Origin of the sequence: Streptomyces tropicalis (assembly GCF_029269835.1) — a bacterium.
GTDB classification, from domain to species: Bacteria; Actinomycetota; Actinomycetes; order Streptomycetales; family Streptomycetaceae; genus Streptomyces; species Streptomyces tropicalis.
In genome coordinates this window covers 1-12824 of the sequence record NZ_JARJBB010000044.1, presented here as the reverse complement: position 1 = coordinate 12824, position 12824 = coordinate 1, and the positions used below count along the sequence as shown (strand labels likewise).

11 protein-coding genes and 2 rRNA genes are annotated in these 12824 nt (G+C 74.9%); 11 read left to right on the top strand and 2 right to left on the bottom strand.

The annotated features are described in order from the left end of the window. From P3H78_RS32055 to P3H78_RS32045, 3 genes are all read left to right on the top strand, one after another. Nucleotides 1-106, top strand: a 23S ribosomal RNA gene (locus P3H78_RS32055); the annotation flags it as partial. Nucleotides 107-211: 105 nt separating this feature from the next. After that, a 5S ribosomal RNA gene (rrf, locus tag P3H78_RS32050) occupies nucleotides 212-328 on the top strand. A 1403-nt stretch (nucleotides 329-1731) separates the two neighbouring features. After that, complete coding sequence (locus tag P3H78_RS32045; RefSeq protein WP_276112701.1) at nucleotides 1732-2430, top strand: tetratricopeptide repeat protein; 699 nt, start codon at nucleotides 1732-1734, stop codon at nucleotides 2428-2430. Nucleotides 2431-2565: 135 nt separating this feature from the next. Here P3H78_RS32045 and P3H78_RS32040 read toward each other — a convergent pair whose 3' ends face one another. After that, nucleotides 2566-3858 carry a DUF1015 domain-containing protein gene (locus tag P3H78_RS32040; protein ID WP_276112698.1) on the bottom strand — a complete coding sequence of 431 codons (1293 nt, stop codon included), beginning with the start codon at nucleotides 3856-3858 and terminating at the stop codon, nucleotides 2566-2568. Nucleotides 3859-3931: 73 nt separating this feature from the next. Between P3H78_RS32040 and P3H78_RS32035 the strand changes: the two genes are divergently transcribed. The 4 genes from P3H78_RS32035 (at nucleotide 3932) to P3H78_RS32020 (ending at nucleotide 8109) form a co-directional block, all read left to right on the top strand. Next, entirely contained in the window at nucleotides 3932-4960 is a 1029-nt protein-coding gene (locus tag P3H78_RS32035) for an HAD hydrolase-like protein (RefSeq protein ID WP_276112697.1), read from the top strand. 146 nt (nucleotides 4961-5106) lie between these two features. Further along, nucleotides 5107-6150, top strand: a complete 1044-nt coding sequence (locus P3H78_RS32030) for a FecCD family ABC transporter permease (protein ID WP_276112696.1) — start codon at nucleotides 5107-5109, stop codon at nucleotides 6148-6150. Further along, entirely contained in the window at nucleotides 6147-7232 is a 1086-nt protein-coding gene (locus P3H78_RS32025; protein ID WP_438828079.1) for a FecCD family ABC transporter permease, read from the top strand. Before P3H78_RS32030 ends, P3H78_RS32025 begins: the two co-directional genes overlap by 4 nt. 61 nt (nucleotides 7233-7293) lie before the next feature. After that, on the top strand, nucleotides 7294-8109 hold the full coding sequence (locus tag P3H78_RS32020) for an ABC transporter ATP-binding protein (RefSeq protein WP_276112695.1): 816 nt from the start codon (nucleotides 7294-7296) through the stop codon (nucleotides 8107-8109). 101 nt (nucleotides 8110-8210) lie between these two features. Here the strand turns inward: P3H78_RS32020 and P3H78_RS32015 are convergent, their stop codons facing one another. Next, on the bottom strand, nucleotides 8211-8558 hold the full coding sequence (locus P3H78_RS32015; protein ID WP_276112694.1) for a sterol-binding protein: 348 nt from the start codon (nucleotides 8556-8558) through the stop codon (nucleotides 8211-8213). 42 nt (nucleotides 8559-8600) lie between these two features. On the opposite strand from P3H78_RS32015, the gene P3H78_RS32010 reads away from it, so the two are divergent. The 4 genes from P3H78_RS32010 to recN all read left to right on the top strand — a co-directional run bounded on the left by P3H78_RS32010 (nucleotide 8601) and on the right by recN (nucleotide 12701). Continuing rightward, nucleotides 8601-8909 carry a hypothetical protein gene (locus P3H78_RS32010; RefSeq protein ID WP_276112693.1) on the top strand — a complete coding sequence of 103 codons (309 nt, stop codon included), beginning with the start codon at nucleotides 8601-8603 and terminating at the stop codon, nucleotides 8907-8909. 7 nt (nucleotides 8910-8916) lie between these two features. Further along, nucleotides 8917-9732, top strand: coding sequence for a TlyA family RNA methyltransferase (locus tag P3H78_RS32005; RefSeq protein ID WP_276112692.1), 816 nt, complete (start codon nucleotides 8917-8919; stop codon nucleotides 9730-9732). Next, the gene (locus P3H78_RS32000; RefSeq protein WP_276112691.1) at nucleotides 9729-10634 is read left to right on the top strand and encodes an NAD kinase; all 906 of its coding nucleotides are present in this window, start codon (nucleotides 9729-9731) and stop codon (nucleotides 10632-10634) included. Before P3H78_RS32005 ends, P3H78_RS32000 begins: the two co-directional genes overlap by 4 nt. 348 nt (nucleotides 10635-10982) lie before the next feature. Beyond that, nucleotides 10983-12701, top strand: coding sequence for a DNA repair protein RecN (recN, locus tag P3H78_RS31995; RefSeq protein WP_276112699.1), 1719 nt, complete (start codon nucleotides 10983-10985; stop codon nucleotides 12699-12701). Nucleotides 12702-12824: the final 123 nt, after the last annotated feature.

Here is a 12824-nt window from a genome sequence, read left to right as displayed (position 1 = left end):
CTTGATGGGGTAAGGCTCCCAGTAGACGACTGGGTTGATAGGCCGGATCTGGAAGCACGGTAACGTGTGGAGGTGACCGGTACTAATAGGCCGAGGGCTTGTCCTCAGTTGCTCGCGTCCACTGTGTAAGTTCTGAGACAACGAACAGTTGTCGGCTTTGAGCAGAACCACCAATTGAAAAGTGTGCTTGTTCGCTCGAAACCATTAGGGTTTCGGTGGCCATAGCGTGAGGGAAACGCCCGGTTACATTTCGAACCCGGAAGCTAAGCCTTACAGCGCCGATGGTACTGCAGGGGGGACCCTGTGGGAGAGTAGGACGCCGCCGAGCAATCTTTGGAAGGACCCCTGGTCCCAGCGTTCAGCTGGGACCAGGGGTCCTTTTCTTTTTTCCAGTGCGCGTCGAGTACCCGGCTGCGCGAGAATGACTTGCGGTACCGAAGACAGGAGTCACCGATGTCCACCAACTCTCCCGACGAGCGTCCGGAGCGGGATCAGCGCCGCCGGGACGGTGGTGACCGCGGTGACCGTGGTGGGTACCGCGGAGGCCCGCGCCGCGACGACGAGCGCCCCGGCTACGGCGGCCGGCGCGACGACCGCAGCGACCGCGGTGACCGCGGTGGACACGGTCGCCGTGACGACCGCGACCGCGGCGACCGGGGGGGCTACCGCCGTGACGACCGTTCCGGCGGCGGCCCGCGTCGTGACGACGACCGCGGCGGCTACGGCGGCCGGCGCGACGACCGCAGCGAGCGCGGCGACCGGCCCGAGCGCGGTGGGTTCCGTCGCGATGACCGCGGCGACCGGCCCGAGCGTGGCGGCTTCCGCCGTGACGACCGCGGCGACCGGCCTGCGTACCGCCGCGACGACCGGCGGGACGACCGCCGTGACGACCGGCGTGGATTCCGCCGCGACGACGAGCGCCCCGGCTCCGGCGGGCGCCGTGACGACGACCGTCCCGGCTACGCCCGCCGTGACGACGATCGCGGTGGCTACGGCGGCCGGCGCGACGACCGCAGCGACCGCGGTGACCGCGGTGGGTTCCGTCGCGATGACCGCGGCGACCGGCCCGAGCGCGGCGGGTTCCGGGGCGACGACCGCAGCGACCGCGGTGACCGCGGTGACCGCGGTGGCTTCCGTCGCGATGACCGCGGCGACCGGCCCGAGCGCGGTAGCTTCCGTCGCGACGACCGCAGCGACCGGCCCGAGCGCGGCGGGTTCCGGGGCGACGACCGCAGCGACCGCGGTGACCGCGGTGGGTTCCGTCGCGATGACCGCGGCGACCGGCCCGAGCGTGGCGGCTTCCGCCGTGACGACCGCGGCGACCGGCCTGCGTACCGCCGCGACGACCGCCGTGACGGCGGCGACCGGGGCGGCTACGGGCGCCGTGACGGAGACCGCGGTGGCTTCCGCCGTGACGACGACCGTCCCGGCTACGCCCGCCGTGACGACGACCGCGGCGGCTACCGCCGGGACGACCGCGACCGGGGCGATCGCGCGGACCGCGGAGAGCGCGGCGGATTCCGCGGCCGCGACGACCGGGGCGGGCGCGGGCCCCGCCGGGACGACCGGGGCGGCCGCCCCGGTGGCTTCCGCGGCCGGGACGACCGCCGCGGGGACGACCGCCGTGGCGGCGGCTTCCGCCGCGATGACCGGGACCGCGACCGCGACCGGGAGCCGATCAAGCGGCTGCCGATCCCGGAGGACGTGACCGGCGACGAACTCGACCGGGACGTGCGGCAGGAGCTGCAGAGCCTGCCGAAGACGCTCGCCGACGACGTCGCACGCAACCTGGTGATGACCGGCCGGCTCATCGACGAGGACGCCGAGGGTGCCTACGCGTACGCGAAGATCGCCCTGCGCCTGGCGTCCCGTGTCGCCGCCGTCCGCGAGGCGGCCGGGTTCGCCGCGTACGCGAACCAGAAGTACGAGGAGGCGCTGGCCGAGTTCCGCACCGCCCGCCGGATGACCGGCAACGTGGAGCTGTGGCCGGTCATGGCCGACTGCGAGCGCGGCCGCGGCCGCCCGGAGAAGGCCCTGGAGATGGCCGGCGCGCCCGAGGTGCACAAGCTCGACAAGGCCGGGCAGGTCGAGATGCGGCTCGTCGCGGCCGGCGCCCGCCGGGACATGGACCAGGTCGACGCCGCCATCGTGACGCTGCAGAGCCCGGAGCTCGCCTCCCACTCCGTCCAGCCCTGGACCGCACGACTGCGCTACGCCTACGCCGACGCGCTGCTCGCCGCGGGCCGGCAGGACGAGGCGCGGGAGTGGTTCGCCAAGGCCGTCGAGGCCGACCGCGACGGCAGCACCGACGCCTCCGACCGGCTGGCCGAGCTGGACGGCGTGGAGTTCGTGGACGCCCTCGACGAGGACGGGAACGGCGCCGCCGAGCCGTCCGAGGCGGGCGAGGACGCCGGTACCGACCGCGACTGACGACCGGCACCGGCTGCCGCCGCGCGTGTGTGCGGCGGCGGTCGAGGCGTGAAGGGCGGGCCCGCACCGGACCCGCCCTTCCGCATGTCCGAGGGCCGTTCCGTACCGGCGCCCGCGCCGCGGGCCCCGCGGCCCCTACAGGTCCAGCGCCCGCAGCACCAGCCCGGACGCCGGCTTCGGGCCGAACGACGTGGACTTGCGGGGCATGGTGACGCCCTGGCGGGCCAGGTCGCGGACGACCTCCTCGCGCACGGGGTGCATCAGGACGGCCGTACCGCCGTCGCGCTCGGCCTTCTCCACCGTGGCGACGGTGTCGTGGATGTAGGCGATGCGGTCCGGGGAGTCCTCCGGGATGCGCCAGACGTGCTCCAGCAGGGTGGCGTGCAGCACCGTCGCGTCCAGGGTCCGCCAGGCGACGGGGCGGTCGGCGGGGACGGTGCGGGCCAGCAGCTCCGGGTCGGGGCGGTCCACCAGGTGGAAGGAGCCGTCGCCGGCGAGCAGGAAGGCGTTGCCCTCGCAGGCGGCGTCGGCGAGCGCCGCCAGCGCCTCCGCCAGGGGCACGGCCATCGGCCGGATCCGGAACCGGCCCTTCAGTGCGGACAGCGCGTCGGCCACCGGAAATCCGTGCAGCAGGCGGTGGATGGCGCGCACGCGCAGGGGGTAGCGGGCCGTGTCGACCAGCAGGACCAGACCGTAGTCCCACGGGCTCGGGGAGGCGTGCTCCGCGCGCAGCGTGCGGTAGGTGGCCCAGCGGTGGTGGCCGTCGGCGATCAGGGCCTGGTGGCCGGCGAGGTCCTCGCGGACCGCCGCCACGTCGGCCGGGTCGGTGACCGCCCACAGCCGGTGGCTGAAGCCGTCCTCGGTCGTCGTCGACAGCAGGGGCGGCTCGGCGGCGGTGCGCTCCACGACCACCGTCGTGGCGGCCGTGGAGCCGTTGCCCCGGTAGGTGAGCAGCAGTGGTTCGAGGTTCGCGGAGGTCGCGCGCATCAGCGCGGCGCGGTCCGCGACGACGTGCGGCATCACGTCCTCGTGCGGCAGCACCACCCCCTCCGCCGGGTCCGACACGCGCAGCGCACCGATCAGGCCGCGTTGCAGCAGGCCTTCGCCGTCGTGCTGCTCGTAGACGTAGAGCCCCGGCTCGGCGTCCGCGGTCAGCACGCCCTCCGACAGCCAGCGGTGCAGGGTGTCCGCTGCCTGTGCGTTGCGGGCGCCGGGGGTGCCTGCCTGCGGCAGGATCAGGCGGACGATGTTGTAGGGGTCCGCGCACTCGAGGTGGTGCAGGCCGTCCGGGCGCACGACGACGTCGTACGGCGGGGACGTCACGGCTGCCAGGCTGCCGACCCGGTCGGGGTCGTATCGAAGGCCCCGGAACGGGGTGAGGTCGAGGCCTCGGCGCGCCGTCTCCGGCGAGTGACCTGCTGTGTTCATCCCGGCATCGTACGTGCGTCGGTGCCATGGGGGATGATCGGGGGAAAACCTGTGATTCGAGGAGCGATGCGGAATGAGCCAGGGCGTCAGGACGAGTCCCGAGGGCAGTGGGCGGGCCCTGAGCGAGGCGTACGACACGGCCCTGCTCGACCTGGACGGTGTGGTGTACGCGGGGGGCGCCGCGATCGCGCACGCCGTCGAGTCCCTCGGCTCCGCCCGCGAGGGCGGCATGCACCTGGCGTACGTCACGAACAACGCCCTGCGCACGCCGGACGCGGTGGCCGCGCACCTCACGGAGCTGGGGATACCGGCCGGGGCACCGGACGTCATCACCTCCGCGCAGGCCGTGGCCCGGCTGATCGCCGAGCAGGCGCCGGCCGGTGCGCGGGTGCTGGTGATCGGCGGTGAGGGGCTCCGGGTGGCGCTGCGCGAGCGGGGCCTGGAGCCGGTCGACTCGGCCGACGACGACCCGGCGGCGGTGGTGCAGGGCTACGGCGGTCCGGAACTGGCCTGGGGACGTTTTGCGGAGGCCTGCTACGCCATCGCGCGCGGGGTGCCGTGGTTCGCGTCCAACACCGACCTGACGATCCCGGGTGCCCGTGGCATCGCCCCGGGCAACGGTGCGGCCGTCGAGGTGGTCCGGATCGCCACGGGCGCGGAGCCGCAGGTGGCGGGCAAGCCGCTGCCTCCGATGCACCGCGAGACGATCCTGCGCACCGGGGCGGAGCGGCCGCTGGTCGTCGGGGACCGGCTGGACACCGACATCGAGGGTGCGTTCAACGGGGAGGTGGACTCCCTGCTCGTGCTGACCGGCGTCACCGACGCCGCGCACCTGCTCGCCGCGCCCCCGCGGCACCGGCCCACCTACGTCGACGCGGATCTGCGGGGACTGCTCGCCGGACAGCCGGAAGTCACCCGTGAGAGTGACGGATTCCGGTGCGGCGGGTGGACGGCGACGGCCGGCGCGGAGCAGCTCGACCTGAACGGCGACGGGGAGCCCCTCGACGGGCTGCGCGCGCTGTGCGCCGCGGCGTGGACGGCGGCGGGCGACGGTTCCTGCTCCCTCGACGCGGGGAAGGCGCTGGCCCGGCTGGGGCTGTGAGGAGGGCCGGCTCGGGGACGCCTGCGCCGCCGGGCCGGCCGCTCTGGGACGACGCGGTCCGGTGTGTCCTCATACGTGCCGGTCCGTCGATGGGTGAAGCGCCCTGCCGCGTCGAGTGATTGGCGAGGGTAGGCTAACCTAACTTCGTGTTGGTCGAGACTCCTCCCGAAGAGCACGCGGCGACGGCCGCGGCACCCCCGAGCCGCCGGGCGGCACGAGCCGCGGGCCTCGTCGCCTCCGCCGCGATCCTGGTGCTCGTCGCCCTGGTGAGCATCGCGGTGGGGGCGAAGGAGCTGTCCCCGGCCCAGGTCTGGCACGGCCTGCTCGAGCACTCGGGGACGTACGGGGACACCGTCGTGCGCGAACGGCTGTCCCGTACCGTCCTCGGCCTGCTCGCCGGAGCCGCGCTCGGCCTGTCCGGGGCCGTCCTGCAGGCGCTCACCCGCAATCCGCTGGCGGACCCCGGCCTCCTCGGCATCAACGCGGGCGCGTCGGCCGCCGTCGTCACCGCCATCACCTTCCTCGGGGTCACCGGCCTCCAGGCCCATGTGTGGTGCGCGTTCCTCGGCGCGGCCGCGGTCGGCGCCCTGGTGTGGTTCCTCGGCGGCAGCCGGAGTGCCACACCGGTCCGGCTCGCCCTCGCCGGCACCGCGATCAGCGCCGCGCTCTACGGCTATCTGCAGGCCGTGATGATCACGGACGACGCGGCCCTCGGCACGATGCGCTTCTGGACCGTGGGATCGCTGTCCGCCGCCACCGGCACGACCGTCGCGCAGGTGCTGCCGTTCCTCGTGGCCGGCACGCTCCTCACCCTGCTCCTCGCCCGCCCGCTCAACGCCCTCGCGCTGGGCGACGACACGGCCCGGTCCCTCGGCGCCCGCCTCGGCCGGACCCGGGCCCTGGCGATGCTCGCCGCGACCGTGCTGTGCGGTGCGGCCACCGCCGCGTGCGGTCCGATCGCCTTCGTCGGGCTGATGGTCCCGCACGCGGTCCGTTCCTTCACCGGGCCCGACCTGCGCTGGATCCTGCCCTACGCCGCCGTCCTGGCGCCGGTGCTGCTGCTCGGCGCCGACGTCGTGGGGCGGATCGCGGCCCGGCCCGCCGAGGTCCAGGTCGGCGTCGTCACCGCGGTCATCGGCGGCCCGGTGTTCGTCCTGCTCGTACGGCGACGGAGGACGGCGCGGCTGTGACATCCACGACCACCCCCGTGCGCCGGGCCGCACGGACCGGCCGGACCGTCCGCCGGGTCCGGGTCCTGCGTGCCGGCGGCCTGTCCCTCCGCGTCGACCTGCGCGCCGCCGCCGTCGTCGTCCTGCTGCTGCTCGCGGCGCTCGCCGCGGGCGTCCTGCTGATCGGCACCGGCGACTTCCCGATCCCGGCCGGGGACGTGCTGCGCGCCGTGGCGGGCGGCGGCAACCGCGGCCAGCAGTTCGTCGTCCGCGAACTGCGGCTTCCGCGCGTCCTCGTGGGCCTCCTCGTCGGAGCCTGCCTCGGGCTCGGCGGCGCGGTGTTCCAGGCCGTCTCCCGCAACCCTCTCGGCAGTCCCGACGTGCTGGGCCTCTCGCAGGGCGCCACGGCCGGCGCCCTCGTCGTCATCGTCGTGTTCTCCGGCAGTGCCGCCGCCGTCACCCTCGGCGCCCTCGCGGGGGGCCTGGTCACCGGCCTTGCCCTCCACCTCCTCGCCTGGCGGCAGGGCGTGCACGGCTACCGGCTGGTCCTCGTCGGCATCGGCGTCTCGGCCGTCGTGACCGCCGTCGACGGCTATCTCGTCACCCAGGCCGACTTCGTCGACGCGGCCCGCGCGGTGGTGTGGATGACGGGCTCCCTCAACGGACGGGACTGGACCCAGGTCCGGCCGCTTCTCGTGCTGTGCGCCGTCCTCGTGCCCGTGGTCCTCGCCCACGGGCCCGGCCTGCGGATGACGGAGATGGGCGACGACGTCTCCCACGCCCTCGGCGTGCGCGTCGAACGGACCCGGCTGGTGCTCATGGCCTCCGCCGTCCTGCTCACCTCCGCGGCCACCGCCGCCGCCGGTCCCGTCGGCTTCGTCGCGCTGACCGCCCCCCAGCTCGCCCGGCGCCTCACCCGCTCGCCGGGACCGAACCTGGTCCCCTCCCTGTGCACGGGCGCCGCCCTGCTCGTCACCGCCGACTGGGTCTCGCAGCGCGCCTTCGGCGCCGACCAGCTGCCCGTGGGCGTGGTCACCGGTGTGCTCGGCGGTGTCCACCTGCTCCGGCTGCTCGTCACGGAGCGCCGGGCGGGCCGGGCATGAGCGCCGCAGCCGCCCCGCCCGGACCCCACGACCCCGGCCGCCGCACCACCGAAGGAGCACCGTGAACCGCCTGTCCGCCGACGACGTCACCCTCGCCTACGACCGCCGGGTCATCGCCGAACAGCTGTCGGTGGAGATCCCCGACCACTCCTTCACGGTGATCGTCGGCCCGAACGCGTGCGGCAAGTCGACCCTGCTGCGGGCGCTGTCCCGGATGCTCAGGCCCAGCCGTGGCCGGGTGCTGCTCGACGGACGGGTCATCCAGTCGATGCCCGCGAAGCAGGTCGCCCGCACCCTGGGCCTGCTGCCGCAGTCGTCGGTCGCACCCGACGGGATCACCGTCGGCGACCTCGTCGGCCGCGGCCGCCACCCGCACCAGGGCATCCTGCGGCAGTGGTCGGCCGAGGACGAGCGGGTGGTGCGCGCGTCCATGGCGCGGACCGGGGTCGCCGAGCTCAGCGACCGGTACGTCGACGAACTGTCCGGCGGCCAGCGGCAGCGTGTCTGGCTCGCCATGGCCCTCGCCCAGCAGACCCCGCTGCTCCTGCTCGACGAGCCGACCACCTACCTGGACATCCAGCACCAGATCGACGTGCTGGACCTGTGCGCCGAACTGCACGAGGAGCAGGGCCGCACACTCGTGGCCGTCCTGCACGACCTCAACCACGCGGCCCGCTACGCCACCCACCTCGTCGCCCTGAAGGCCGGGAAGGTCGTGGCCTCGGGCGCCCCCGGGGACATCGTCACCGCCGAGCTGGTGGAGGAGGTCTTCGGGCTGCGCTGCCAGGTCGTCGACGACCCGGAGACGGGGACTCCGCTGGTGGTCCCGGCCGCGCGCCGGGCCCGCGCCCGGGTGCCCGCCGAGGGGGCGTCCTGAGCCCCCGGCGGCCGCGCCCGGCGCCGGGCCTGCGCGGCACGTCCGGGTACGCGGGTGCGGCACCGGGACAGCCGGCCGCCGCACCGGGCCCGACGGCTCCGCTACAGCAGCTTCCTCAGCCGGAACAGGTCCAGCAGACCCGCCTCCAGCCGCACCCGGCCCGAGCCCCAGGCCCTGGCGAAGTGCAGCTCCCCGCCGACCAGCGACACCAGGTCGTCGCCGGTCATCGCGAGCCGGATCTCCGCCCGCTCGGCCGGCGGCCCCGGCAGCGTGTCGCGCACCTCGATCCGGCCGTCCGTGAGGCGGCCCGCGAAGGTGACGTCCAGGTCGGTGATCCAGCAGCTCACGGAGCGGTCCAGGGCCGCGGCAGCGCGGACGTCGCCCTCGGCGCCCTGCAGATTGTCCGAAAGCTTTTCCAGTGCCGTGCGGCACTCCTCGGTCGTGGCCATCGCGACCGACGGTACCGCAGCGCTTCGCGGTAGCGTCGGGGCATGACCGACTCCGTGCCCGAGGCCGCGCCCCCCGCCGCGGTCGTACCGGTGCCCGACCCGGACCTCCCGGCCGCCGGGGCGGACGACGACCCGTCCGCCCCGGCCCCGCTCGGCGTGCCGCGCACCCCCACCGGCCATGCCGGCGTCGACGCGGCCCTGGAGCGGCTCGGCGACGCCGACCACCTCGCCACCGACGGGCACGTCGCGGTGTACGAGGATGTACACGGGGGCCTGCGCGACGCGCTCGCCGCGCTCGACACCCGCCCGGGACCCCCCGTCCCCGCACGACCGCACGACAACAGGAGCTGAACCGAACGTGGCAGGAGTCGCACGTCGCCGTCTCGACGCGGAGCTGGTCCGCCGCAAGCTCGCCCGCTCGCGCGAGCACGCCGGCCAGCTCATCGCCGCCGGGCGGGTCAGCGTCGGCAGGACCGTCGCGACCAAGCCCGCCACCCAGGTGGAGACCGCCGCCGCGATCGTGGTCGCGGCCGACGACAGCGACCCCGACTACGTCTCCCGGGGCGGCCACAAGCTCGCCGGCGCCCTGGAGGCCTTCGTGCCGCAGGGCCTGCGGGTGGAGGGCCGCCGGGCGCTGGACGCGGGCGCGTCCACCGGGGGCTTCACCGACGTCCTGCTGCGGGCGGGCGCCGCGCACGTCGTCGCCGTGGACGTCGGATACGGCCAACTCGCCTGGTCGCTGCAGAGCGATGAACGCGTGAGCGTCAAGGACCGTACGAACGTCCGGGAGTTGACGCTCGAGGCGATCGATGGGGAACCTGTGGATCTTGTGGTGGGGGATCTGTCCTTCATTCCGCTCGGCCTGGTGCTGCCCGCCCTGGTGCGGTGCGCGAAGCCGGACGCCGACCTGGTGATGATGGTCAAGCCGCAGTTCGAAGTGGGGAAGGAGCGGCTGGGCAGCGGAGGCGTCGTCCGCAGCCCCGAGCTGCGCGCGGAGGCCGTGCGGGGCGTGGCCGGCCGGGCCGCGGACCTCGGGCTCGGGGTGCGGGGGGTCACCGCCAGCCCGCTGCCCGGCCCGTCCGGGAACGTCGAGTACTTTCTCTGGCTGCGGGCCGGTGCACCGGAAATGGACCCGGCCGACGTCGACCGTGCAGTGGCGGAGGGGCCGCGTTGACACAGAGCCGAGCTCGAACCGTGTTCCTGCTGGCCCACACCGGCCGGCCCGCGGCGATCCGAAGCGCCGAACTCGTCGTGAAGGGGCTGCTGAAGTCCGGTATCGGCGTCCGCGTCCTGGAGGCCGAGGCGTGCGACCTGCCGCTGCCCCCGGAGGTGGAGCTGGTCAAGGAGGCCACTCCGCAGTGCCTGGACGGGTGCGAACTGCTCATCGTGCTGGGCGGCGACGGCACCCTGCTGCGCGGCGCCGAGTTCGCGCGCGCCTCCGGGGTGCCGATGCTCGGGGTGAACCTCGGCCGCGTCGGGTTCCTCGCCGAGGCCGAGCGGGACGACCTCCACAAGGTCGTCGACCGGGTGGTGAGCCGGGCCTACGAGGTCGAGGAGCGCATGACCGTCGACGTGGTCGTGCACCGCAACGGGGACATCGTGCACACCGACTGGGCGCTCAACGAGGCCGCCGTGCAGAAGGTGTCCGCCGAGCGGATGCTCGAGGTGGTGCTGGAGATCGACGGCCGCCCGGTCACCGGCTTCGGCTGCGACGGCATCGTCTGCGCCACCCCGACCGGCTCGACGGCGTACGCCTTCTCCGCGGGCGGGCCCGTGGTGTGGCCGGAGGTGGAGGCCCTGCTCATGGTGCCGATCTCCGCGCACGCCCTCTTCGCCAAGCCGCTGGTCACCTCGCCGGACTCGGTGCTGGCGGTCGAGGTGCTGCCGCACGTGCCGCCCGGGGTGCTCTGGTGCGACGGGCGGCGGACCGTCGAGCTGCCGCCGGGCGCGCGGGTCGAGGTGCGGCGCGGCGCCGTACCGGTGCGGCTCGCCCGGCTGCACCACGCCTCCTTCACGGACCGCCTGGTGGCCAAGTTCGCCCTCCCCGTCTCCGGCTGGCGGGGAGCGCCCCACTAGTGCTGTGACCGAGAAGGGCCACCGGCTCGCGGCGCCCGGCCCGGCACCTCGCCGCGTTGCCGCAGCACCCGAGTACATCCCGTACGCGGGCGACGCTCCGCCGTGCGATGCTCCCCCACGGCCTGAACGGCGTGGGAGGTGCCCCCGGCACCGGACGCCGCGAGCATCCCGGCACACCTTTCCGGCCACAGCACTGGACGAAGCCCGCAGGGAGACCCGTGGGGCCACTCCCGCGGGTGATATACGACCGCGGTGGGCATTCGTCCACCTGCGACTTCCCACCCGAGCCCCGGGGGCCGTCGCACGGTGCGCCCCCGACCTCGTAAGGTCGTGTCCGTGTTGGAGGAGATGCGGATACGGTCGCTCGGAGTCATCGACGACGCCGTCGTAGAGCTGTCGCCCGGCTTCACCGCCGTCACGGGCGAGACGGGCGCGGGCAAGACCATGGTGGTCACCAGCCTCGGGCTGCTGCTGGGCGGGCGCGCCGACCCGGCGCTCGTCCGGATCGGCGCCGGGAAGGCCGTCGTGGAGGGGCGGGTCGCCGTGCCCGCGCACACGGCTGCGGTCGTCCGGGCCGAGGAGGCCGGGGCGGAACTCGACGACGGCGCGCTGCTGATCAGCCGGACCGTTTCCGCCGAGGGCCGCTCCCGGGCGCACCTCGGTGGGCGCAGCGTGCCCGTCGGGCTGCTCGCCGAGCTCGCCGACGACCTGGTCGCCGTGCACGGTCAGACCGACCAGCAGGGCCTGCTGAAGCTGAACCGGCAGCGGCAGGCGCTGGACCGGTACGCCGGGGACGCGGTCGCCGCCCCGCTCGCCAAGTACACCGGCGCCTACCGCCGGCTGCGGTCCGTCGCCGCGGAACTGGACGAGATCATCACCCGCGCGCGCGAACGGGCCCAGGAGGCCGACCTGCTGCGCTACGGCCTGGAGGAGATCGCGGCCGTGGAGCCGCGGGCCGGGGAGGACACGGAGCTGGCCGAGGAGGCCGAGCGGCTCGGGCACGCCGAGGCCCTGTCGTCCGCCGCCACGGCCGCGCACGCCGCCCTCGCGGGCAACCCGGAGGACCCCGAGGGCATCGACGCGGCCACGCTCGTCGCGGGCGCCCAGCGGGCCCTGGAGGCCGTGCGCGCCCACGACCCGGCGCTGGCCGCGCTCACCGACCGGATCGGCGAGATCGGCATCCTCCTCGGCGACGTGGCCGGTGAGCTCGCCGGGTACGCCGACGACCTGGACGCCGACCCGCTGCGGCTGGCCGCGGTGGAGGAGCGGCGGGCCGCGCTGACCGCGCTGACCCGGAAGTACGGCGAGGACGTGGGCGCCGTCCTGGAGTGGGCCGAGGGCGGCGCCGCGCGCCTGACCGAGCTGGACGGCGACGACGAGCGGCTGGAGGAGCTGACCGCCGAGCGGGACGCCCTCCGCGCCGAACTGGGCGGACTGGCCCAGGAGCTGACCGGCGCCCGGGCCGAGGCGGCCGAGCGGTTCGCCGCCGCGGTGACCGCCGAACTGGCCTCGCTGGCGATGCCGCACGCACGGGTGTCGTTCGACCTGCGGCAGAGCGAGGACGCCGAGGGCGTCGAGATCGGCGGCCGCACCGTCGCCTACGGGCCGACGGGCGTCGACGAGGTCGAGCTGCTGCTCGCCCCGCACCCCGGCGCGCCGCCCCGGCCCATCGCCAAGGGCGCCTCCGGCGGTGAGCTGTCCCGGGTGATGCTGGCCGTCGAGGTGGTCTTCGCGGGCACGGACCCGGTGCCGACGTACCTGTTCGACGAGGTCGACGCGGGCGTCGGCGGCAAGGCGGCCGTCGAGATCGGGCGGCGCCTGGCGAAGCTGGCGAAGACCGCGCAGGTCGTCGTGGTCACGCACCTGCCGCAGGTGGCCGCCTTCGCCGACCGGCAGCTCCTGGTCGAGAAGACGAACGACGGGTCGGTCACCCGGTCCGGGGTGAAGGTGCTGGAGGGCGAGGACCGCGTCCGCGAGCTGTCCCGGATGCTGGCGGGCCAGGAGGACTCCGAGACGGCCCGCGCCCACGCCGAGGAACTGCTGGCCGCGGCCCGCTCCGACGTCTAGTGCTGTGACCGGAAAGGTTCACCGGCTCGCGACGCCCGGCACGGCACCTCGCTGCGTTGTCGCATCACCCGAGTACATCCAGTACGCGGGCGACGCTCCGCCTTGCGATGCTCCCCCACAGCC

What these genes read in the sequence shown, in the direction of transcription:
- P3H78_RS32040 (WP_276112698.1), bottom strand. Translation starts at nt 3,858, where the DNA reads ATGAACACAGCAGGTCACTCGCCGGAGACGGCGCGCCGAGGCCTCGAC.
- P3H78_RS32035 (WP_276112697.1), top strand. Translation starts at nt 3,932, where the DNA reads ATGAGCCAGGGCGTCAGGACGAGTCCCGAGGGCAGTGGGCGGGCCCTG.
- P3H78_RS32015 (WP_276112694.1), bottom strand. Translation starts at nt 8,558, where the DNA reads ATGGCCACGACCGAGGAGTGCCGCACGGCACTGGAAAAGCTTTCGGAC.
- P3H78_RS32010 (WP_276112693.1), top strand. Translation starts at nt 8,601, where the DNA reads ATGACCGACTCCGTGCCCGAGGCCGCGCCCCCCGCCGCGGTCGTACCG.
- recN (WP_276112699.1), top strand. Translation starts at nt 10,983, where the DNA reads ATGCGGATACGGTCGCTCGGAGTCATCGACGACGCCGTCGTAGAGCTG.